The organism is Frankia sp. AiPa1, from assembly GCF_023243075.1.
GTDB lineage: Bacteria > Actinomycetota > Actinomycetes > Frankiales > Frankiaceae > Frankia.
Map to the genome: position 1 here is coordinate 47,359 of NZ_JALKFZ020000187.1, position 21,040 is coordinate 68,398.

The 21,040-nt window shown below is 73.6% G+C and carries 13 protein-coding genes and 1 pseudogene; 6 read left to right on the top strand and 8 right to left on the bottom strand.

Annotation, left to right across the window (positions count from 1 at the left end; translation table 11 throughout):
- Positions 1-330: 330 nt before the first annotated feature.
- Together MXD95_RS25885 and MXD95_RS25890 are read right to left on the bottom strand one after the other, a co-directional pair.
- Positions 331-6,798 carry a type I polyketide synthase gene (locus MXD95_RS25885; RefSeq protein ID WP_250643344.1) on the bottom strand — a complete coding sequence of 2,156 codons (6,468 nt, stop codon included), beginning with the start codon at positions 6,796-6,798 and terminating at the stop codon, positions 331-333.
- Between the two features lie 344 nt (positions 6,799-7,142).
- On the bottom strand, positions 7,143-7,643 hold the full coding sequence (locus tag MXD95_RS25890; protein ID WP_250643345.1) for an NUDIX domain-containing protein: 501 nt from the start codon (positions 7,641-7,643) through the stop codon (positions 7,143-7,145).
- 321 nt (positions 7,644-7,964) lie between these two features.
- Here MXD95_RS25890 and MXD95_RS25895 point away from each other — a divergent pair, with 321 nt between their 5' ends.
- The 3 genes from MXD95_RS25895 (at position 7,965) to MXD95_RS25905 (ending at position 11,432) form a co-directional block, all read left to right on the top strand.
- On the top strand, positions 7,965-10,061 hold the full coding sequence (locus tag MXD95_RS25895; protein WP_285223773.1) for an anthranilate synthase family protein: 2,097 nt from the start codon (positions 7,965-7,967) through the stop codon (positions 10,059-10,061).
- Between the two features lie 128 nt (positions 10,062-10,189).
- A complete protein-coding gene (locus MXD95_RS29420; protein WP_250643370.1) occupies positions 10,190-10,426 on the top strand; it encodes a GNAT family N-acetyltransferase in 237 nt (78 codons plus the stop codon).
- Positions 10,427-10,556: 130 nt separating this feature from the next.
- Entirely contained in the window at positions 10,557-11,432 is an 876-nt protein-coding gene (locus MXD95_RS25905; protein WP_250643347.1) for an NAD(+)/NADH kinase, read from the top strand.
- A 605-nt stretch (positions 11,433-12,037) separates the two neighbouring features.
- Here the strand turns inward: MXD95_RS25905 and MXD95_RS25910 are convergent.
- The gene (locus MXD95_RS25910; protein WP_250643349.1) at positions 12,038-12,202 is read right to left on the bottom strand and encodes a hypothetical protein; all 165 of its coding nucleotides are present in this window, start codon (positions 12,200-12,202) and stop codon (positions 12,038-12,040) included.
- A gap of 609 nt (positions 12,203-12,811) precedes the next feature.
- Positions 12,812-13,684 (bottom strand): LLM class F420-dependent oxidoreductase, encoded by an 873-nt coding sequence (locus tag MXD95_RS25915; protein WP_250643350.1) that lies wholly within the window; start codon positions 13,682-13,684, stop codon positions 12,812-12,814.
- A gap of 261 nt (positions 13,685-13,945) precedes the next feature.
- Between MXD95_RS25915 and MXD95_RS25920 the strand changes: the two genes are divergently transcribed.
- Positions 13,946-15,088 (top strand): PaaI family thioesterase, encoded by a 1,143-nt coding sequence (locus MXD95_RS25920; RefSeq protein WP_250643351.1) that lies wholly within the window; start codon positions 13,946-13,948, stop codon positions 15,086-15,088.
- A 257-nt stretch (positions 15,089-15,345) separates the two neighbouring features.
- On the opposite strand, the pseudogene hpnH reads toward MXD95_RS25920, so the two are convergent.
- Positions 15,346-16,338: pseudogene (gene hpnH, locus MXD95_RS25925) on the bottom strand (adenosyl-hopene transferase HpnH); the annotation flags it as partial.
- A gap of 535 nt (positions 16,339-16,873) precedes the next feature.
- Between hpnH and MXD95_RS25930 the strand changes: the two are divergent.
- Entirely contained in the window at positions 16,874-17,488 is a 615-nt protein-coding gene (locus MXD95_RS25930; protein ID WP_374122144.1) for a Maf family protein, read from the top strand.
- A gap of 126 nt (positions 17,489-17,614) precedes the next feature.
- Here MXD95_RS25930 and MXD95_RS25935 read toward each other — a convergent pair whose 3' ends face one another.
- The 3 genes from MXD95_RS25935 to cysK form a co-directional block, all read right to left on the bottom strand.
- The gene (locus MXD95_RS25935) at positions 17,615-18,205 is read right to left on the bottom strand and encodes a pyridoxal-phosphate dependent enzyme (RefSeq protein WP_250643353.1); all 591 of its coding nucleotides are present in this window, start codon (positions 18,203-18,205) and stop codon (positions 17,615-17,617) included.
- Between the two features lie 74 nt (positions 18,206-18,279).
- Positions 18,280-19,185, bottom strand: coding sequence for a serine O-acetyltransferase (gene cysE / locus MXD95_RS25940; protein WP_250643354.1), 906 nt, complete (start codon positions 19,183-19,185; stop codon positions 18,280-18,282).
- Between the two features lie 5 nt (positions 19,186-19,190).
- Positions 19,191-20,138 (bottom strand): cysteine synthase A, encoded by a 948-nt coding sequence (cysK, locus tag MXD95_RS25945; protein WP_250643355.1) that lies wholly within the window; start codon positions 20,136-20,138, stop codon positions 19,191-19,193.
- A gap of 446 nt (positions 20,139-20,584) precedes the next feature.
- On the opposite strand from cysK, the gene MXD95_RS25950 reads away from it, so the two are divergent.
- Positions 20,585-21,040 carry a hypothetical protein gene (locus MXD95_RS25950; protein ID WP_250643356.1) on the top strand — a complete coding sequence of 152 codons (456 nt, stop codon included), beginning with the start codon at positions 20,585-20,587 and terminating at the stop codon, positions 21,038-21,040.

Genomic DNA, 21,040 nt, shown 5'->3' on the forward strand with positions numbered 1-21,040 from the left:
GTACCGCGTGACCGGTGGTGCACGGTGCCCCCGCCGTCACCGTCAGCCCCCGGTCGTCACGACCAGCGAGCCCTCTCCCACCGCCGCCCCGCCACCGCCCTGCTCTCCGCCGCGCGTGACGACGGACCGGCCCCGGAAAACCCCCGTGTCGCTTCTACCGGGTTACGAAGGGGCAAACCGGACAGATTACCCGGTAGAAGCGACATCCTGCGCATCAGCGGCGCCACCCATCACGGACAGTGAGATTCACCAGGTGACCCCGGCCGCAAGCCGGAGATCCACGAGAAGGAACCCAGTCGGCTGCCCACTTTCACCGCGGGACGCTCGCCGTCAGCTGGCCTGCGCGTGCGCGCGGGCCTCGACGCCTTCCAGCCAGCGGTGCAGGTCGAGTGCGGTGGCGGCGGAGTGCTCGTGCATCATCGACTGGTGGTCGCCGGCCACGTCGAAGCTCTCGTGATCGAGCGTCCACTCGTTCGTCCAGGTCTGGCCGGCGCCGGTCACGTCCTCGGCCACGGCGCGCCGCGGCATCCGTGGCATCCGCGTCCTCGCCCGCACCAGCATCACCGGCGCGCGGACGTCCCGGGGCCGCCAGTTCTCGAACAGGTCCAGGTAGGCGCCCTGCGCAGTGACCTGGGCCTCGGTCATCAGCGCGTACGCCTGCTCGTTGACGGCGATGCCGCGCAGCTCCTCCTGGATGTCCTCCTCGGGGATGCGGTCGGCGGGCAGCCAGGTGTCGAGCAGCACGACGGCCGCCGGACGCACGCCGCGTTCCTCCAGCACGGAGGCGATCCCGTGGGCGAGCCAGCCGCCGGAGGAGTAGCCGGCGAGCACCACCGGGCAGTCCGGGAACGCCCGCATGATCGTGTCGGCGTGCCGTTCCATGACGAGCGCGGCGGTGGCGGGCAGCAGTTCGCCGTCCCCGAACCCGGGGTGCGCCAGCGCGTGGACGTCGCGGCGGCCGTGCAGGTGCAGGGCGATGCGGGCGAAGTTGTGCGGCCCGGACGGCGCCACCATCGACGGCAGACAGATCAGTGGCAGCGGCGCAGGCCCCGAGGCGAGGCGCACCGGCTGGCCCGGCGGACCCAACTCATCGACGGACTCGCAGACCGGCCGCAGTTTCGCCGCCGCCCGCAGCACCCCGACGCCCGCGGCGAACTTGCCGTCAGCGCACGCCTGCCGGTACAGCCCGCGCACCCCGACCGCGTCGCCGCCGGCAACGCCGGCGTTGCCGTGGCCATGGTGGCCATCTGCCCGGCCGTGGGCGTTGCCGTGAGTGTTGCCGTGCGTGTTGCCGTGGGCGGCGAGACGGGCGGCAAGCTCGGCGAGATGGGCGGCCAGCTCGGTGACGGTGGGATGTTCGAAGACGGCCTGGGTCGCGAGTGGGATGCCAGCGGCCGCCACCAGCCGGCGGCGCAGCTCCACCGAAGCCAGGGAGTCGAACCCAAGCTCGAGGAACCGCCGGGACGGGTCGAGCTCCTCGGGCGTGTCATACCCGAGGACATCGGCCGCCTCGGCGCGAACCAACCCGGCCAGCTCTCGGGGGCTGGTCGGCACCACGGGCGCCCCGGCCGTCGGCTCGTCGTCCGGCCCTGGCGCCCGCCCGGACGCGGACACGCGGTCGAGGTGTTCCGCGCGACGGCCGGCGACGGGCAACCCGGACCCATCGCCCTGCGGCAGCAGGTCGAAGAACCGGTTCTCCCGCGCCGCGGTGATCGAGGGCACGAACCGCGCCCAGTCGACGTCGACCACCGTGACGGTCCGCGACCCCGCGCCCGTTTCGGCACCAGCTCCCACCCCGGTGCCCACGCCCACGCCGGTTCCCACGCCGGTTCCCGGTTCGTGTCCCGTGGCGGGGGGGCGTCTCGCACCGAGCGCGGCGACGAGCGCGGCGGCCGCCGGGGCCGGGGCGAGTGGGCGCAGACCGCGGCGGGTCAGATACGCGCGCAGTGCCGGTTCGGCGCCGATCCCGCCGCCGTCCCAGGGGCCGTAGGCGACGGAGGTGATCCGGCATCCCCCGTGGCCCGCCTGGCCGGCCGGGTGCGCCTGGCCGGCCAGGCCGTCCAGGTAGGCGTTCGCGGCGCAGTAGCTGGCCTGGTTGCCGCTGCCCCACACCGCGGCGATCGAGGACACGAGCGCCATGTCGGTGATGGTGGCGCCCTCGGGCGTGGCGAGCAGCCGCTCGAGGGCAGCGGCGCCCGCGGCCTTGCCCGCGACGACCTCGGCGACCTCGGCGAGGGTGAGCTCGGTGAGGGGCCGGGTCGGCCCGACGATGCCGGCGGCGTGCACGACCGTGGTCACCGGCTCGTCGTCGCCCGCGTACCGGCGCAGCAGCCCGGCGAGTGCCCTCTCGTCCGCGGCGTCACAGGCTTCGGCCGTCGCCCGCGCGCCGAGCGCGGTGAGCTCGTCCAGCAGGGCCGCCGCGCCGGGGCTTCGCGGACCGCGCCGGCTGGTCAGCACCAGCCGTCCAGCGCCGGCACGGGCCAGCGCCCTGGCGACATGCGCGCCGACGGCTCCGGTCCCGCCGGTGATCAGCACGGTGCCGGTCGGACGCCAGGCGCGCTCGGCCCCCGGTTCGAACGGGGCCAGTTCCGCCGCGGGCACCGGCACGAGCCGTGGGACGCGCAGCCCCTGCGGCCGGGCGGCGTACTGGTCGTCGCCGGAGTTCGCGGTCAGCGCGAACCCGAGCCAGAGCAACGACTGGTCGTCGACGCCGGGCTCGGCGCGCCCGGCGCCGAGCAGCCCCGGGACGCGCCAGCCCAGGTCAGGGAGGTCGATCAGGCCGCCCCAGGTACCGGGACGCTCCAGCGCCAGGGTGCGGCCCAGGCCCCAGAGCATCGCCTGCCCGGGTCGGGTCACCGGGTCGTCGTCGCCCGTGGCCACCGCCCCGGCTGTGATCATCCATTGTGGCGCGTCCAGTGCCGCGTCCGCGAGAGCCTGCGCGCAGGCGACGGACAGGGTGAACCCGACGGGCAGGCTCGGATGGTCGGGATCGGGAGTGTCATCCAGCGCCAGCAGGGAGACGACCCCGCTGATCGGCCCGCTGGCGGCGCCGGCGCCGGCGTCGGCGCGGTCGCCGGCCTCGGTACCGGCGCCGGCGCTGGCGGGGCGGCAGGCGGCCAGCCGGGCCGCGATCTCCTGACGGTCTGCCCGCCCGAGGCGCACCACCTCGCTGCCGCCGAGGCGTTCCAGCACCCAGCCAAGCCGGTCGACGAGGGCCGGATCGGCACCTCGCGGCGGGACGAGCACCAGCCAGCGCCCCCCGGGAGTCGCTGGGATGGTGTCGCCGAGCTGACCGATCCCGGCATGCGTGGTGAGCATGGCCGTGACGTCGGCGTCGGGGAGTTCCTGCCACCGGGTCCGGTAGCGCCACCCTGACGGGTCGCTCGGCGCACCGGCCTGCGCACCACCGGCCTGCGCACCACCGGCCGTTGCGCCGCCGGCTACCACGGCGCCGGACGATCCGGCCCTCGGCGTGGGGATGGACAGCGCCGGGACCCCCGAGCCATCCAGCCAGTGGCGGCGGCGCTGGAAGGGGTAGGTGGGCAGCTCGACCAGCCGGCCAGGGCGGCCCAGCACCGCCCGCCAGTCGACGTCGATGCCGCGGGCGTCCAGGCCGGCGGCGGCGGCGAGCATCGTGTCGACCTCGGGCCGCCTCGCCCGCGCCGTCGCGACGACCAGCGGCTCTCGCCGCCCGGCGGCATCCGCCCGCGCGGGAACCGGGACCGCCCCGGCGTCGGCCGAAGGTGTCGCCGCGGGGTCCGTGGTCGCGGGGTCCGGTCCCGTGGTGACCGGTCCCGCCGCGGCGGCCGTCTCGTCCGCGAGGCAGGCGGGGACCAGTGCGGTGAGCACCGCGTCGGGGCCCAGCTCCAGGAAGGCTCCGGCGCCGTCGGCGGCCATTCTGCGGGCGGCGCCGGCGAAGTTCACCGCGCCGCGGACCTGCCGTACCCAGTAGTCGGGATCGAGCAGCTCCGCCGCGGCGGGTTCGCCGGACAGCGTCGAGACGATCGGCAGCGCGGGTGGCTGAAAGCGCACGCCGGCGGCGACCCGGCGGAACTGCTCGAGCATGCCGTCCATGTGCGGGGAGTGGAACGCGTGGCTGGTGTTGAGCCGGCGGGTCGCGACGCCCCGGGCCGCCCAGTGCGCGGCGATCCGCTCGGCGGGCTCGGCGTCCCCGGCGATGACGACCGCGTTCGGCGCGTTGACCGCGGCGAGCGCGACCCGTCCCCCGCACCTGGCCAGCGAGGCCGCCACCTCGCCCGCCGCCGCGCGGATCGCGATCATCGTCCCGCCCGGCGGGCAGGCCTGCATGAGTCGGCCGCGGGCGGCGACCAGCGTCACCGCGTCGTCGAGTGACCAGATACCGGCGACGTACGCGGCGACGAGCTCGCCGATGGAATGGCCGGCCAGCGACGCCGGACGCACCCCCCACGAGGTGACCAGCCGGTACAGCGCGGCCTCGTGGGCGAACAGCGCCGGCTGGGTGTACTCGGTGCGGTGGAGCAGCTCCGCGTCGGGCGAGCCGGCCTCGGCGAACATCACCTCGAGCAGGGGGCGGGCGAGGTGGACGTCGAAACGAGCGGCGATCTCGTCGAGGGCGGCGGCGAACACCGGGAACGCCCGGTGGAGCTCGCGGCCCATCCCCGCCCGCTGGCTGCCCTGGCCGGTGAACAGCATCGCCAGGCGCACCTTCGCCCCGGGCACGCAGCTGTCCTGGACGACGCCCGGCGCCACCCGGCCGCCGGCGAGCCGGTCCAGCGCGGCGAGCAGCCGCTCCCGCGCCGCCGCGGCGCCGGCAGGCCCGTCCCCGACGGCGGTCCCGGCCGCGACGGCGGTGGATGGGTTCACGACCAGCACGGACCGGTGCTCGAAACGGGTCCGTCCGGCCAAGGTGTGCGCGACATCGACCAGGTCGAGGTCGGGATGCGCCCGTAGGTGGACGGCGAGCCGCTCGACGGCGGCGCGCAACGCGGCCTCGGTCCGCCCGGAGAGCACCACCGGCACCGGCACGGCGGCTGGGACGACACCCGGCGCGGCGAGGCCGGGCGGCGCCTCCTCGATGATCATATGGGCGTTGGTGCCGGAGATACCGAACGCGGAGATCCCGGCCCGGCGGGGCTGCCCGGCGCGGCGGGGCCAGGGCCGTGCCTCGGTGAGCAGCTCCACCGCACCGGCGGACCAGTCGACGTGCGGGGAGGGTTCCCGCACGTGCAGGGTCGCCGGGAGGATCTCGTGCCGCAGCGCCTGGACGATCTTGATCGTGCCGCAGACCCCGGCGGCGGCCTGGCTGTGGCCGACGTTGGACTTCAGCGAGCCGATCCGCAGCGGCCGGTCCGCCGGGCGGTCCTGGCCGTAGGTGGCAATCAGCGCGGAGGCCTCGATCGGGTCGCCGAGCGCCGTGCCGGTGCCGTGTGCCTCGACGACGTCGACGTCCGCGGCGCCAAGCCCCGCGTTCGCCAGCGCCGCGCGGATGAGCCGCTGCTGGGACAGGCCGTTCGGCGCGGTCATGCCGTTGCTGGCACCGTCCTGGTTGACGGCGCTGCCGCGGATCACGGCGAGCACCCGGTGGCCGGCGCGGCGCGCGGCGCGCAGGCGTTCGAGCAGCAGCACCCCGGCGCCGTCCGCCCAGCCGGTGCCGTCCGCGTCGGCGGAGAACGCCTTGCAGCGACCGTCCGGCGCGAGCCCGCGCTTGCGGCTGAACTCCACGAGGATGCCCGGGGTCGACATGACGGTGACCCCGCCGGCCAGGGCCAGCTCGCACTCCCCCGCCCGCAGCGACTGGGCGGCCAGATGCACCGCGACCAGCGAGGCGGAGCACTGGGTGTCGACGGACAGCGCCGGTCCCTCCACGCCGAGGGTGTAGGCGACACGGCCCGCGATGACGCCCGAGGCGGTGCCGGTGAGCAGCTGGCCCTGCGCCGACGTCGGCGCGAGGTGCCAGGACGGGCCGTAGTCGGACAGGGACGTCCCGGTGAACACCCCGGTGCGGCTGCCCCGCAGCGACCGCGGGTCGATGCCGGCGTCCTCGAGTGCCTCCCAGGAGATCTCGAGCATCAGCCGCTGCTGCGGGTCGAGCGCCGCGGCCTCCCGGGGGCCGATGCCGAAGAAGTTCGCGTCGAACCGGTCGATGCCGGCCAGGAAACCGCCTCGGCGGGTGTGGACGGTGCCCGGCCGGTCCGGGTCCGGATCGTGGAGGGAGTCGAGGTCCCAGCCGCGGTCGTCCGGCAGGTCGCAGGTGGCCTCGCGGCCGTCGCGGATCAGCTCCCACAGCGCCCGCGGGGAGTCGACGCCGCCGGCCAGCCGGCAGGCCATCCCGACGATCACGATCGGATCGTCGTCCGGCTCCGGGCGGACAGCGGCCCGGGCAACGGCTGCCTGGCCGAGGGCCGTCTCGCCGACAGGTTCCTGGCCGACGGCTGCCTGGCCAGCGGGTTCCTCGCCGGCGGGTTCCTGGCCGGCGGGTTCCTGGCCGACGGCCGACGTGGTGACGGCGAGCAGCTCGCGGCGCAGATGGTCGGCGAGCACGTGCGGGTTGGGCAGGTCGAACAGCGACGTGGCCGGCAGGGTGACGCCGGTCCGCGCGCCGAGGTCGGCCCGCAGCCGTTCGGCGGCGTCGCGGTACACCCCGCGGGACCGCCAGGGCGCACGCGGGTCACCGCCGACCGGACGACCGGTGGCCGCGCTGACGCGGGAGTCGATGAGGTCGACAAGCAGATCGTGCTGGGCTCGCGCCGACCGTCCGGCCAGCTGGGCCTGCCACTGCTCACGCGACGTCCGCGCGGTGTTGCGGGCTGAACCCATGGCCTACCGATCCTCGAAGTCGTTCCCGTCGTGCTTGGCCGGCGCGCCTGGTGAAATCCTCCCCATCGCATCCAAAACGGACAACGTGCCGCGCCACGTTGGTGACACCACTCGCACGGCGTCACCTTCGGCGGTCGACCCGCGCGGATCGCCATCCGGGCAGGTCCTGACGCGCGCGGTTGGCCCGGTGGTGGCCGTGCCGGCTCCGCCCGGGGCGCTGGTCCCTTGATGCCATCAGGGGCCCCCACAAGGCCGCGCCCCGGCGGGTAGCCTGCCGGTCCGACGAGTGGCCGATCCGGCCGGCCCGGCGAGTGGCCGAGGATCGGGCCATCGTCCCCGGCCGGTCAGGCTGGCGGGTGGCCATCCTCGAGGTAGATGGCGTTGCCGGCGCGGTGAGCCGCGAGGCAGGCCGCCACCCGGCGGCCGATCCTCGGCTCGGTGATCTCGGCGAGATCGCTCCCGGGGACCAGGGACCAGTCGGCGAGCTCGTCGGCGGGAATCCGGATCCGGGCGGCGTCCGCGGCCGTCAGCAGGCCGCCGTCGTAGACGAGGGCCATCCCCTCGGTTCGCCCGGGCGAGGCGGGCACCCAGTCGACGGCCAGCAGCCGCCCGGGTGCGCGGTCAAGCCCCAGTTCCTCGCCGACCTCCCGGCGCGCCGCGGCGCGCGGCGATTCGTCGAGCTCCACTGTTCCGCCGGGCAGGTCCCAGCCGGGCCGGTAGGTCGGCTTCACCATCAGCACCCGACCATGCGCATCGACGAGCAGACAGGCCGCACCCAGACGCTTACGCGGCAGCCCGCGCTGCCACTCCAGGTTGGCGGCAGCGTCCAGCGATGTCACATTCACGACTATAAACCAACAGGACCACCACCCGGCGTTGATCCGACGGCCCGGCCGAGGCCCGAGGCTGACCGCGCCACGGGCGGGTGATGCGTTAGAGTGACCCCATGTCTGCGCGCAGAGGTCTGTGGCGGGCCGTCCTTCTGGCGGCCGTCCTGACGCGCGCGTAACCCGCATCCGAGCACGCGGCCGCCCCCTCCGGCGGCCGCCATCGTCTCCTCGACGGGCAGTCCACCCGACGAGCGAGCTCCTCGACGGGCACTGCACCACACCGGGTACGGGTCGGCCCCGGGCCCCGGCGGCGCGTCCCACCCGACGAGGACGTCCATGGACCTGCTGCACCGTCTCGTCGCCGCCTGCGCCGCCGGCGACGACCCCGGCCCCTTCGCCCTGCTGCGCCGCACCGGGCCCGAAGCCCCCGGCGCCAGGGAATCCGCCCCCGAAGCCGCCGGATCCGACCGGCTGGACCTGCTGCTCGGCGAGCCGCTCGCCGTCACACGCCTGGCTGAGCTGCCCGTGCCCGGTGGACCGGCCGGGCCGCGCACCCTGGCGGTCGTGCCGTTCCGGCAGCTCACCGAGGCGGGCCTGCCCTGCGTCGACGACGGGGTCCCGCTCGAGGCTCTGCGCGTCACCGACCAGGTCCGGATCTCCCTCGCCGACACCCTCGCCGCGCTCGCCGCGCTGCCAGCCGGCCCGCCCGCCGTCCGCGACGGGGCTTTTGACATCGACGACGAGGGATACACCGAGCATGTCCGTGCGGTACTGCGGGACGAGATCGGCCACGGGGAGGGCTCGAACTTCGTCCTGCACCGGACGTTCACGGCCACCGTCGACGGCCCGCCACTGCGCGCCGCCCTCACCGCGCTGCGCCATCTGCTCCGCCACGAGCCCAGCGCCTACTGGACGTTCCTGATCCACACCGGCCGGCGCACCTTCGTCGGCGCGTCCCCCGAACGCCACGTCAGCGTGGCCGGCGGGCAGGTGACGATGAACCCGATCTGCGGAACCCACCACCTGCCGCCGGACCGGGACCAGGATCTCGACTGGCTGCTGCGGTTTCTGGCCGACCCGAAGGAGACCGACGAGCTGTCGATGGTCCTCGACGAGGAACTGAAGATGATGGCCCGGATCACCGAGCACGGCGGGCGCGCCCACGGGCCCCGGCTGCGGCGGATGTCCCGGCTCGTCCACACCGAGTACCTGCTGACCGGGCGCAGCGACGCCGACATCCGGGACATCCTGCGGGAGACGATGTTCGCCCCCACCGTCACCGGCAGCCCGCTGCGCAACGCCCTGCGGGTGATCGCGCGGCACGAGCGCCGCGGCCGGCGCTACTACGGCGGCGTGGCCGCACTGCTCGGCCTGGACGGCACGGGCCGCCAGACCCTGGACGCGCCCATCCTCATCCGCACCGCCGAACTGACCCCGGACGGCATCCTGCGCGTCCCCGTCGGGGCGACCCTGGTCCGCCACTCCACCCCGCACGGCGAGGCGGCCGAGACCCGCACCAAGGCCGCCGCGATCCTGTCCGCCTTCGGCCTGCCCTCCGCCTCCCCGGCCAGCTCCATCCCGGCCAGCTCCATCCCGATCGGTGCCATCCCGATCAGTGCCATCCCGGCCGCAAACCTCTCGACCGCCGAACCGTGGGGTGCGGACGCGGCCGTCGCGGCGGCCCTGGCCGGACGCAACGCCGGGCTCGCCGCCTTCTGGCTCGACCGCGCTAGCCGTCCCGGCATGAACCGCGTCGTCCCCGCGCCGCCCACGCCCGATGTTTCCCCGACACCAGACGGTTCCGCGCAACCGCGGCGGTCCGCGCTGGCTGGACGCTCGGTGCTGATCGTCGACGCCGAGGACGCCTTCGCCGGCATGCTCGGACACCTGCTGGACGCCCTGGGCCTGGCCGTCACCATCCGGCCGTGGACGCAGGTAGGCAACAACCCGGATGGCGCGGAGCTGCTGGTGGTCGGGCCCGGGCCCGGTGATCCGACGGCGCACCGCGGCGGTGACCCGAAGATGGCGGCGCTGCGCGGTCTGGTCGAGCGCCGGCTGGCGCGGCGTGCGCCGTTGCTGGCCGTCTGCCTTGGCCATCAGGTCCTCGCCGAGCTGCTGGGCCTGCCGCTGCGGCGCCGTCCCGACCCGCACCAGGGTCTGGCCCGCGCCATCGACCTGTTCGGCCGGCCCCGCCGGGTCGGGTTCTACTCCACGTTCACCGCCGTCTGCGACGCTGACGTGCACGTGAGCGCGCTGGGTCCCGTCCAGCTGGCCCGCGACCCGGCCGACGGGGCGGTGCACGCCCTGCGCGGAGCGTTCTTCACCGGGTTGCAGTTCCATCCCGAGTCGGCGCTGAGCCTCGATGGTATGGACATTCTGCGCGCGGAGCTTACGAGGCTTCTCGGCGCGGCGCCTGCCGTACACGTCGGATAATTCCGACGAGTACGCGAACCTTCTGGCACCGGCGGAGGAACGATGGTCAGCATCAGAGCGGCTCGGCAGGGGCTCGGCAGGGGCTCGGGCGGCGGCTCTACGAGCGGCTGTTCGCCGAGCTGCGGGCGCTGGGTTACCTCAACGTGTATGCCGGCATCTCCCTGCCGAACGCGGCGAGCGTCGGGCTGCACACCGCCGCCGGTTTCACCCTGATCGGCGTCTATCCCCGCGTCGGATTCAAGTTCGGCGCCTGGCATGACGTCGGCTGGTACAGCCAGGTCCTGGTCGACCCCCTTCCCGCCATCCCCGCCGAACCACGTCCCTGGCGTCCCGACCGCTCCGTCGCCGCAGCCCCGCCTGGGTGACACACCGCTCTCGGCCCACGCCCGTGGCCGGCGAGTTCGGCGACGAGGACAACAATGGGATGCAGGGCGGCGGGCGGACCCCGTCCGCCGGACCTGCCGGAACGGGGACGGGGACGGGGACGGGGGGGTTGTGCGGGCGGTCGGGGTGGTGCTGCATCCGCGGCGGGACTCCGCCCAGGCGGTCGAGGCGATCCTCGCCTGGGCGCGGTCGCGCGCGGTCACCGTCCTCGGGGTCGAGGGCGAGATCGAACGGTTGCGCTGCGCGGCGGTGGCGGTCGACCACGAGCAGCTCTCCGCTCGCAGCGACCTGCTCGTCAGCCTCGGCGGCGACGGGACGATGCTACGCGCGATGCGCCTGGCCGAACCCGGCCGGGCCCCCGTCCTCGGGGTGAACCTGGGCCGGCTCGGCTTCCTCGCCGAGGTCGACGTGCCCGAACTGCCCGCGGCACTGTCGGCGATCGACCGCCACGAGTTCACCGTCGAACCGCGCCTGGCCGTCGACGCCCGCATCGGCGCGACGACCGTGACCGCGTTCAACGACGTCGCCGTCATCCGTGTCCCCGGGCATGGCGGGAGCGCCGCGGTACAGCTGCGGGTGGACGGTCGGCCGTTCGTCCGGTATGCGGCGGACGCCGTCGTCGTGTCGACGCCGACCGGGTCGACGGCGTACAGCTTCTCCGCGGGCGGGCCGATCGTCAGCCCGTCCGTGGAGGGGCTGCTGGTCACCCCGGTCGCGCCGCACTCGGCGTTCAACCGGGGCATCGTGCTGTCCGTGCGGGACAGCCTGGCCCTGGACGTCCTGCCCGGCAGTGCGATGCTCGCCGTCGAGGTCGACGGCACCGTCGCCGGCCACCTGACCGCTGGTGCGACGATGACCCTGCATGCGCGCCCCGGCGCGGTCGAGGTCGTCCGCCTCGGCCACACCACCTTCTACGAACGCGCCGCCCGCAAACTGCGCCTCGCCGGCTCCGCCGAGGTCGACGGCGACGGCCCCCGCCCCGAATGACCGTTCCCGCGGCGACCAGACCTTGCTCCGCCGCGGCCGGACCGGTTCCCGTGGCCACGGCGGTCCACACCTTGATCGGCCGCGGCCGGACCGGTTCCCCGTGGCCACGGCGGTCCACCAGGTTGCTTCTCGTGGATCTCCGGCCTGCGGCCGGGTTCACCCGGTGAGTCTCGCTGTCCGTGATGGGTTTCGGGGGTGGTGGCGCTGATGGCGCGCGATGATGGCGCTTCTAGCGGTTTTCTGTCCGATTTGTACCTTCGTAACCGTGTAGAAGCGCCACGGATGTTTTCCGGGGCCGATCCGTCGTCACGCGCTGGGGCGGGCAGGGCCGTGGCGGGTCGGCGGCGGGGAGAGGGCTCGCTGATCGTGACGACCGGAGCTGACGGTGACAGCCCCCCGCCCCGAGTGACCGTTCCCGGGGCGGCTAGGCCCGGCATCTCATTGTGATCATGGGATGGTGCGGCGAAGCCGCTCGATTTCAGCTACTGATCGTGACCTACGGGAGGGTCGGGAGGGTCGGGGCGGCGGTGATCCGGGGCAGAGCTCCCCATGGCTGTGATCACAACCGGACACGCGCGCCAGGGCCGGGTCAGTCTCCGGGCCGGTCAGTCGTCTCGGCCGGCGGCCCAGCGTCGGTCCTCCTCGTCCCACTGCTCGTTGCGGTCATCGAGGCGCTGGCGCCAGTTCGCCGCCTGCTCGGCGGTCTCGTACGGCCCGAGCCGACGATGCCCCGGCGCGTCCGGCGGGTTCTCCACCCGATCATGGTCCATACACCACCACCAGCCCGTCGGATTCCACGCGCTGCTATCAGCACCGCCCGCACCGGCGGCACCGCCCGACTTCGCACTTCGGGAGCGCACTCGTCCCGACACCGCTCGTTTCAGGCCCGTCCACATGCCCTGATCATTACCCGCGATCTCGCCCCGCGGCACCTCCCCGGGCCGCTTCCCCGAGCCACTTGGCCGAGCCACTTGCCCGAGCGCACCTCCCCGCGGCACCTCCCCGAGCCACTTGCCCGAGCGCACCTCCCCGCGGCACCTCCCCGAGCCACTTGCCCGAGCGCACCTCCCCGAGCCACTTGCCCGAGCGCATCCCCGCTCGGCCGGCCAGCCACCGCGGATGGACCGCCGCGATCAAGCCGCCCCCGCGGGCCCATCACCGGCGGAGCACGCGACCGCTGCGGACCGTTTCCTCCCTCAGGTGGTCCGGGTTCGCACCACAGGACGGCCGCCGTGGTCCTAGTTACCGGTTTCGTGTCCGCTTTGCCCTACCAGAGCGACCCGTCGACCAGCCGGACCCGCATCGGGCGTTCCCCGCCGCCTCGACGCCCGACGGCTCACCGGAGATGCGACGGGGTGGCCAGAGGGATGGCGGGGTGGTCAGAAGGCGGCGGCGACGGGGATGACGCGCTCGGCGAGCAGTTCCAGGGGGCGAATCGTGGCCACGCCCGGCACCCAGCCGTGGTAGTGGGTGATGCCGAGGGCCGCGAGATCGCGCAGGGACTCGAGGAACTCGTCGATCTTCTCGCCGTCCGGGCCGGGGTCGAGGGGGCCCATGACCGTCTTCTCGATCTCGTCGTAGTCGCGGCCGACGTCCGCGCAGTGCCCGCGCAGCACCTCGAGTTTGTGCGCGAGTTCCGGGCCGGCGAACAGGTTGCAGGCCTGGGCGTACCGGGCGACCAGGCGCAGCGTCTTACGCTCCCCGCCGCCACCGATGAGGATCGGCGGGTGCGGGCGGCGCAGCGGCTGGGGCACCCCGAGGGTGCGCTCGAGCTGGTAGTGCTTGCCCCGGTACGGGGCATCCGAGTCGCCCCAGGTCTGCAGGCAGATCTCGAGGGCCTCCTCGAGGCGCTCGAACCGCTCGGCCGTGGACGGGAACGGCAGGCCGAGACCCCGAGCCTCCTCCTCGAACCAGGCGGCGCCGATCCCGAGATACGCCCGGCCCTCGGAGAGCACGTCGAGCGTCGCCACCAGCTTGGCGAGCAGGCCGGGGGCGCGGTAGACGACCGCGGTCACCCAGGCCAGCAGGTCGATGCGGCTCGTGCGCGCGGCAAGGTAGCCGAGCGTCGTGTACGCCTCGAGCATCTCGTGCTCGGGTGGGCCGACCTGGGCGATCTGCCACAGATGGTCCATCACGCTGAGTTTGGTGAACCCGCCGTCCTCGGCGGCGACGGCCACCCGGGTGAGGTCCTGGGCGAGCGTCGCCGGCCCGCCGGTGAAGGTGAAGTCGGCGACGTGCAGTCCGATGTTCATGTCCGTCCTCCCGAAGCGCAGATGGAGGTGCCTCCGGAAGTCGACCCTATCGCCGACCACCGTCGCGGTACGGCACCGCCGTTCGGGGACCGCCGCATGCCGGACCCCCGAGGATGCGCGGGGACCCGCCGCGTACAGATCGGGTAAGGCGCAGGGAGGCGCCTTGTGGGCAGGGGCGCAGGTGGCGCCACCGCGACGGACTACCCGGTCGGGCGGGACCGCCTACCGGTCAGGCAGGATGGCGATGACGCGAGCGGCAGCATGAGCAGAATCTCGGCGACCCGATCATCGGCGTTGCGGACGGCGGCGCCCCGACCAGGCCCGTACCGGACTCCTCCGGGCACCTGGTCCGGCGCCGGACCAGATCCTGCCGGCCCTGTACCCACCGGTTCCCCGCCCGCCGGCGGCACCTACAGGGCCAGCACCGACCAGCCCGACGGGGCCGATGGGGCGGATGGGGCCGATGGGCGGGAGTACCCGCAGAGCCGGTTCCGGGTGCGCCCCGAGCAGCGCCTCACCGCGTGGCCGGAGTACCTCGTGCCGGGCCCCGGCGAGCAGCGGCCCGCCGCGCGAGGGACCAGCGTGGCGGGACCACGCATGGTGGCGCAGCTCGGGCCGTGGCTGGTCGGGGTGGGCGGAGAACCGACCGCGGGGGCGCTCGGCGTCCTGGTCGAGGACGCACTGGGCCTGACGCTCCACCGCGCCCACCGCGCCTGCCCGCCCGGCAGCCACGCCGTGACGGCGGAGCTGTCGCTGGAGATCGTGACGAGGCCGCCGTGGTCCGGGCCGCATCTGGTGGCCGACGCCCGTCTGCTCGGTCGGGACGAGCGTGGCGCGATGGCCGTCTGCGAGGTCCGTGACAGCGCGGGCCGGCTCGCCGCCGTCGCGGCCGGTCGCTTCCACTGGGTCCCGGTGGCGACCGACCCCGCGTCCGCGCCCGCCAACGGCAGATTCCCAGCGGACGGCGCCGGGCCCGTGCCGGTCACCGGGCCGGCGTACGACCCCGCCGTGGCGCTGCCGCCGGCACCGCACGGCAGCCTGTTGGAAACCCTCGGGCTCGCCGCGGCGGGGCCGACCCGCCACGGCGAGCTCGGCCGGCTGATCCTGCCCGGGCACTCGGTGTTCGACACCATCGCCGGGACGGTGCACGGCGGCGTCCTGCTGTGCCTGTCCGACCTGGTGACCGACGCGCTCGCCCCACCGGACGAGCCCGAGCGCACGACCGGGATCCGCATCCACTACCTGCGGCCCGCGGGCCTCGGCGCGCCGGTCACCTCGACGGCCGAGACGATCCACCGCACGCGCACGTCGACGCTCTACCGGGTGACGACAGCGGGGCCATCCGACCGGCCCTACACCATCGCCACGATCTCCCGCGAACGCGCCCGCGGCATGACGATCTAGGAGGTCGCTGACGTCGCCGACGTCACCGCCCCTTCGCGGGCGGGAGCATCCTCCCGGGCCGAGGTCGCCTGGCGGGGCAGGGCGCCCTCACCGACCGGCACAGCCTCACCGACCGGCACAGCCTGGCTGACCGGGGTGTCCTGGCCGGTCGAGGCACCCTGGCCGGTCGAAGCACCCTCGGCGGCCGAAGCGCCCTTGCCCGCCGACGCGCCCTGGCGGGATGTGATCATCTGGGGAAGCGAGACGCCCTGGGGGATCGCGGCGCGGATCGTCTGGCGCAGCGACCCCAGGGTGGCCGCCAGGGCCGTCGGCTCGTGCCCGCAGTGCGCCATGCAGTTGGCGCACCGCGGGTCACGGCCGCGGCCGTACCGCTCCCAGTCGGTGGTCTCGAGCAGTTCCTTGTACGACTTCGCGTACCCGTCGCCCATCAGGTAGCAGGGTCGCTGCCAGCCGTACAGCGAGTACGACGGAATTCCCCAGGCGGTGCACGGGAAATCGAGCTTGCCCTCGAGGAAATCGAGGTAGAGCGGCGAGTGGTTGAGCCGCCACTTCTTGCGGCGGCCCTCGGCGAAGGCCTTCCGGAAGAGCTCCCGGGTCTCCTCGACGCCGAGGAAGTTCTCCTGGTCCGGCGCCTTCTCGTAGGCATAGGCCGGGGAGATCATCATGCCGTCGACGTTGAGCTCGTTGTTGAGGTAGTCGAGCACCTCGATAACGGTCTGCGGGCTGTCGTTGTTGAAGAACGTCGAGTTCGTGGTGACCCGGAAGCCGCGGGCCTGCGCATCCTTGATGTTGTCCACCGCCTGGGCGAACACACCCTTGCGGGCGACGATCTCGTCGTGCCGATCCTCAAGCCCGTCGATGTGCACCGCGAGCGACAGGTACGGCGACGGGGTCAGCTTGTCGATCTTCCTGGGCAGCAGCAGTGCGTTCGTGCACAGGTAGACGAACTTCTTGCGCTTGACCAGCCCCTCGACGATCTGCTCGACCTGCGGGTGCATGAGCGGCTCGCCCCCGGCGAGGCAGACGACGGGCGCCCCGCACTCGTCGGCGGCGGCCAGGGCCTGTTCGACCGGCATGCGCTGCTTGAGCACGTCCGCGGGATGCTGGATCTTCCCACATCCCTCGCAGGACAGGTTGCAGGCGAACAGCGGTTCCAGCTCGAGGGTGATCGGGTACTTCTCCCGGCGCAGGATCTTCTGCTTCGCGAGATATGCGCCGACCCGGATCGCCTGACGCGGTGGAATAGCCATTGTCACCCTCCTGGTGTTCGGTGGATTCGCCGGGTGGGAGGGATGATGCCCCGCTGACGCCAGTCTAAGTACGCCGGACGCAGGTCCTCGACCCCCGGGCCGGTGAGAGATAGTTAACCGGCACCCACCCGTCCTCGCGGCACGGGCACCTTCCCGGCACGGCAACGCAGACATCAGGTAAATACCCGGACCGGCATTGACGCAGGTCACCTGCCATTACTCGGCAGTATTTCACCGGCGCCGCGTCGGCGATGCCAGACGGCCGCTTCGGAGCCCACCGTCGACGCTCATTCTCGCGCTGATCGGCGGGAATTCGCCCGCATCGGGCCGCCATGTTTACCGACCCTGCCGCCTGACGTCGGCCGGGGCATCGCCATACCACCCTCCCGCCGCCGTCGTCGCCGTCGGGCTCGGCGATGCCCGCGACCGCACGGTCCCGATCGCCCCGAGGCGAAGGGCGAGAACGGACGACCGGCAACTTCGACGTCCCGTCGAGGGCCGAGCGTCCGGTACGGACGGGTTAGTCTGTCGACCTATGGTGACCGACCTCGAGCTGGTGCTTGCCTCCGCCTCGCCTCGGCGCCGGGTGCTGCTGGACCAGCTGGGTGTGCGCTTCGAGGTGGTCGTCAGCGGCGTGGACGAGTCGTCGACCGTCGCGACCGACGCTCCCGGCATCACCGCCGAACTCGCCGAGCGCAAGGCCCGCGCCGTCGCGGCCCTGCGCCCGGGGCGCCTCGTGCTGGGCAGCGACACGGTGGTCGAGGTCGACGGCCGCGTCCTCGGCAAGCCGCACTCCCCCGAGCATGCCCTCGCCATGCTGCGTGACCTGCGCGGACGAACCCACCGGGTGCACACCGCCGTCATCATCGTGGACGGGCGGACCGATGGGATCGTGGACGGGACGACCAGCGGGTCGCATGCCGGTGTCGCCACGACGGCCGTGACCATGCGCGACGTCCCCGACGCGGAGCTCGCCGCCTACGTCGCCACCGCCGAGGCGATGGACGCGGCCGGCGCCTACGCAATCCAGGGCGCCGCCGCCGCCTTCGTCACCGCGGTCGACGGTGACCTCGACACCGTCGTCGGCCTGCCCACCGCCCTCGTCCGCGACCTGCTCGCCGCGGCGACGGGGGGCCTGATGGGGGCGTGACGATCTCGAATCCTGGATCATGCTAGCAAAAAGCAACAAATTGCGTCACCGATATCAGTCACACGCTGTCGCCGATATCAGCTCTGCCTCCCATAGATCGGCCCTGTTGCCGACCACATTCCGTTATCAGGGGGAGCCTCCGGGCTCGGCGACCAGGCGCAGCCGCTCCCACAGGATGCGCTGTGCGTGGCGGATGTCGTCGTCGCCGACGAGCACGACCCCGTGTAGATGCCGGTGCAGCACCGCGAAGGTGTGCTCACCGACGCGCCGCGGGGCCAGTGAGTCCACCGCCACCCCGCCCACCGGGGCATCCACGGGGCGACCGGCGGCCAGGGCCCGGCTCAGCGTGGGCGCGCTGTGCGGTTCGACGCCGACGACGTGCACCTCGGCGCGTGCGGCGAACCAGGCCGCGATCCCGGCCAGCAGTCCCCCGCCACCCACCGCGGCGAGCACCGTGAAGCCGCCACCGGACCCTCGATCACCGGACCGCTCATCGTCGCCGTGCGGCCCGGCCAGCTGCCCGCTGCCGGGCTGCCCGTCGCCGAACTGCCCGTCGAGTTCGACGGCGAGCCCGGCGGCGCCGAGGATGGTCTCGACCTGGTCGAACGCCGCGATCTCAAGACCGCCCGTCGAGGCGGCCCAGCGCTGGCTGGCGGCCAACGCCTCCGCGTAGCTCGCCCCGGTGACGGTGAGCCGTGAGCCGTGCGCCGTACGCACGGATCCGGTCGATCTTGGCCGGCGAGGAGACGGTCGGGACGAAGATGTGGGCGGGCAGACCGAGCGCCCGGGCCTCAGATGGCGAAGTCCTCACCCTGCCAGACGCCGCCCTTGGGCGGACGGATCGTCACCGGGGTGCCGGCAGTGCTGGTCGCGCCGCCGCCGCGCCCGCCGACTCCGGCGGCCCGGCCGATGCCAGGACCTCCGCCCGCGCGCGCCGGGCGACCGCGACCGCGCGTCCCGGAACCGCTGCCACCCACACCGTTGGCTCCACCGGAACCGTCTCCGTCGACACCGGCGCCTCCAGCGCTCTCACCATCGACGCCAGCACCGGCACCAGCACCGACGGCGGCGGCGGCTTCGAGGCGGTCGACCCTGGTGAGCAGGGACTGCAGGCTGAGGCCGAGCGGGTCGGGCAGGTTGTCGCCGTCACGCAGGGGACGGCGGGGCCGGCTGCGGGTGATCACCTGGCCGGGCACGCCGACGACGACCGAGCCGGCCGGCACCTCGCGCACCACGACGGCGTTGGCGCCGATGCGGCTGTCCGCGCCGACGGTGAACGGCCCGAGCACCTTGGCACCGGCGCCGATGACGACCCGGTCGCCGATCGTCGGATGGCGTTTGGTGGGTTCCAGGCTGGTGCCGCCCAGGGTGACGCCGTGGTAGATCGTCACATCGTTGCCGATCTCGGCGGTCTCGCCGACGACGACACCGGTGGCGTGGTCGATGAACACCCCGTCGCCGACCCGGGCGGCCGGGTGGATCTCGACGCCGGTGAGCGTGCGGGCGACGGTGGCGCCGAACCGGGCGGGCAGCGGCAGGCCGTTCGTCCACAGCCAGTGGTTGACCCGGTAGGCCCACAGGGCGTGGACCCCCGGATAGCACAGGGCGACTTCCAGGTTCGAGCGGGCGGCCGGGTCGCGCTCCCGCGCGGTGCGCAGGTCACGCCGCAGCTGCCCGAGCACCGCCAGCCGGGGCATGCCGCTCAGTCCTCGAGGCCGGCGAACAGCGGGGTGGACAGGTAGCGCTCGCCGAAGTCGGGCAGCACGACGACGATCAGTTTGCCGGCGTTCTCCGGCCGGGCCGCGACCCGCAGCGCCGCCACCGCCGCGGCGCCCGAGGAGATACCGACGAGCAGCCCCTCCTCGCGGGCGAGGCGGCGGGCGAGCACCATCGCGTCGTCCGCCTCGACCTGGACGATCTCATCCACGATGGCGGTGTCGAGCACCTTCGGCACGAACCCGGCGCCGATCCCCTGAATGGGATGCGGCCCCTTCGCGCCCCCGGAGAGCACCGGTGAGGCGGCGGGTTCCACCGCGACGAACCGCGCGGACGGGCGGCGTTCCTTGATGACCTCGGCGACCCCGGTGATCGTCCCGCCGGTGCCGACGCCGGCGACGAGGATGTCGATCTGCCCGTCGGTGTCGCGCCAGATCTCCTCCGCTGTGGTCACCCGGTGGATCGCCGGGTTCGCCGGGTTCTCGAACTGCTGCGGCATGAAGTAGCGCGCATCGCTCTTGGCGAGCTCCTCGGCCTTGGCGATCGCGCCGGCCATTCCCTCCGGGCCGGGGGTGAGAATGAGCTGCGCGCCATAGGCCCGCAGCAGCATCCGGCGTTCGACGCTCATCGTCTCCGGCATCGTCAGCACGCACTGGTAGCCGCGCGCCGCGCACACCATCGCCAGCGCGATCCCGGTGTTTCCGCTGGTCGGCTCGACGATGACCGTGCCTGGGCCGATCGCGCCGGCCTGCTCGGCGGCGTCGATGAGGGCGAGGCCCAGCCGGTCCTTCACGCTGTGCGCCGGGTTGAACGACTCGAGCTTGGCGACGACCCGCGTCCCCGCTCCGTCAGCCCAAAGCCCGTCCGTGACCCGGCGCAACCGCACCAGCGGGGTGTTTCCGACCAGCCGCGTGATGTCCTCGGCGATCCTCATCGACGACCTTCTCCTCGCATCGGCGCACCCGTCACAGGCAAGGGTATGCCGCGGACACGACGCGAATCGGCATGGTGCGACCGGCCGTGCGCAATCCGCCACCCCTGAGCATCCGATGCGGCCACCGCGCCGCCGGTGCCGGCGGGCCGGCGGGCCGGCGGTGCCGCCAGGGAGCCGCCAGGGAGCCGGCCAGGAAGAATGCCATCAGGCCAACTCCGCATCGGTGCTCTGTGCTACAACGGGAACCGTCATCTCCGTTTACGGCCGCGCGCATCGTCGAACCGTGCCGCCGATCCGCGGCATTCCTTCGCCCACAGCGCGCCGGGCGACTCCTCCCCTGATTCCGGAGGTCGACTGTGACCACCTCACGTTCCCGGTCATCACATCGTCGTGGTACGTCAACGAGAGCCCGCGGCCGGGCTCGGCCACCGCGTAGTGCCAGGCGGATGAGCCGCCGGGAGCGCAAGAACCTGCACGTGGCGTCCTATCTTCTGCTCGCACTGGTCGGCGTCGTTCTCGGGATGACCGCATCGTGGGTCTGGGTGCCCGCCGCCGTGTTTCTGATTGCTTTCTCGCTGGCTCTCTTCTGGCCGACGCTGTGCCGCGCCTACCGGACTGACCAGGGAATATGCGAGTCACCCGTCAACGGCTGGCTTACCGGCTGCGCGAGCCACGCCCCGGTCAAACGGCGGGATCTGCGGGCGGTGCTGTGGCCACCGAACGAGGTCTCCCCCTTCCACCGCGCCGCGCTGGCGATCCGCGTGCCGCCCCGGGAGCAGATGGCCCAGGCGATTCTGGATGGCGCCCCACGCCGAGTTACTCTGCGCAATTTCACGGCCTGCCTGGTTCTCGCCCTGAGCGGCCTCGTCGTGGTGGCCGGCCTCGCCTTCAGCGCGATCTGA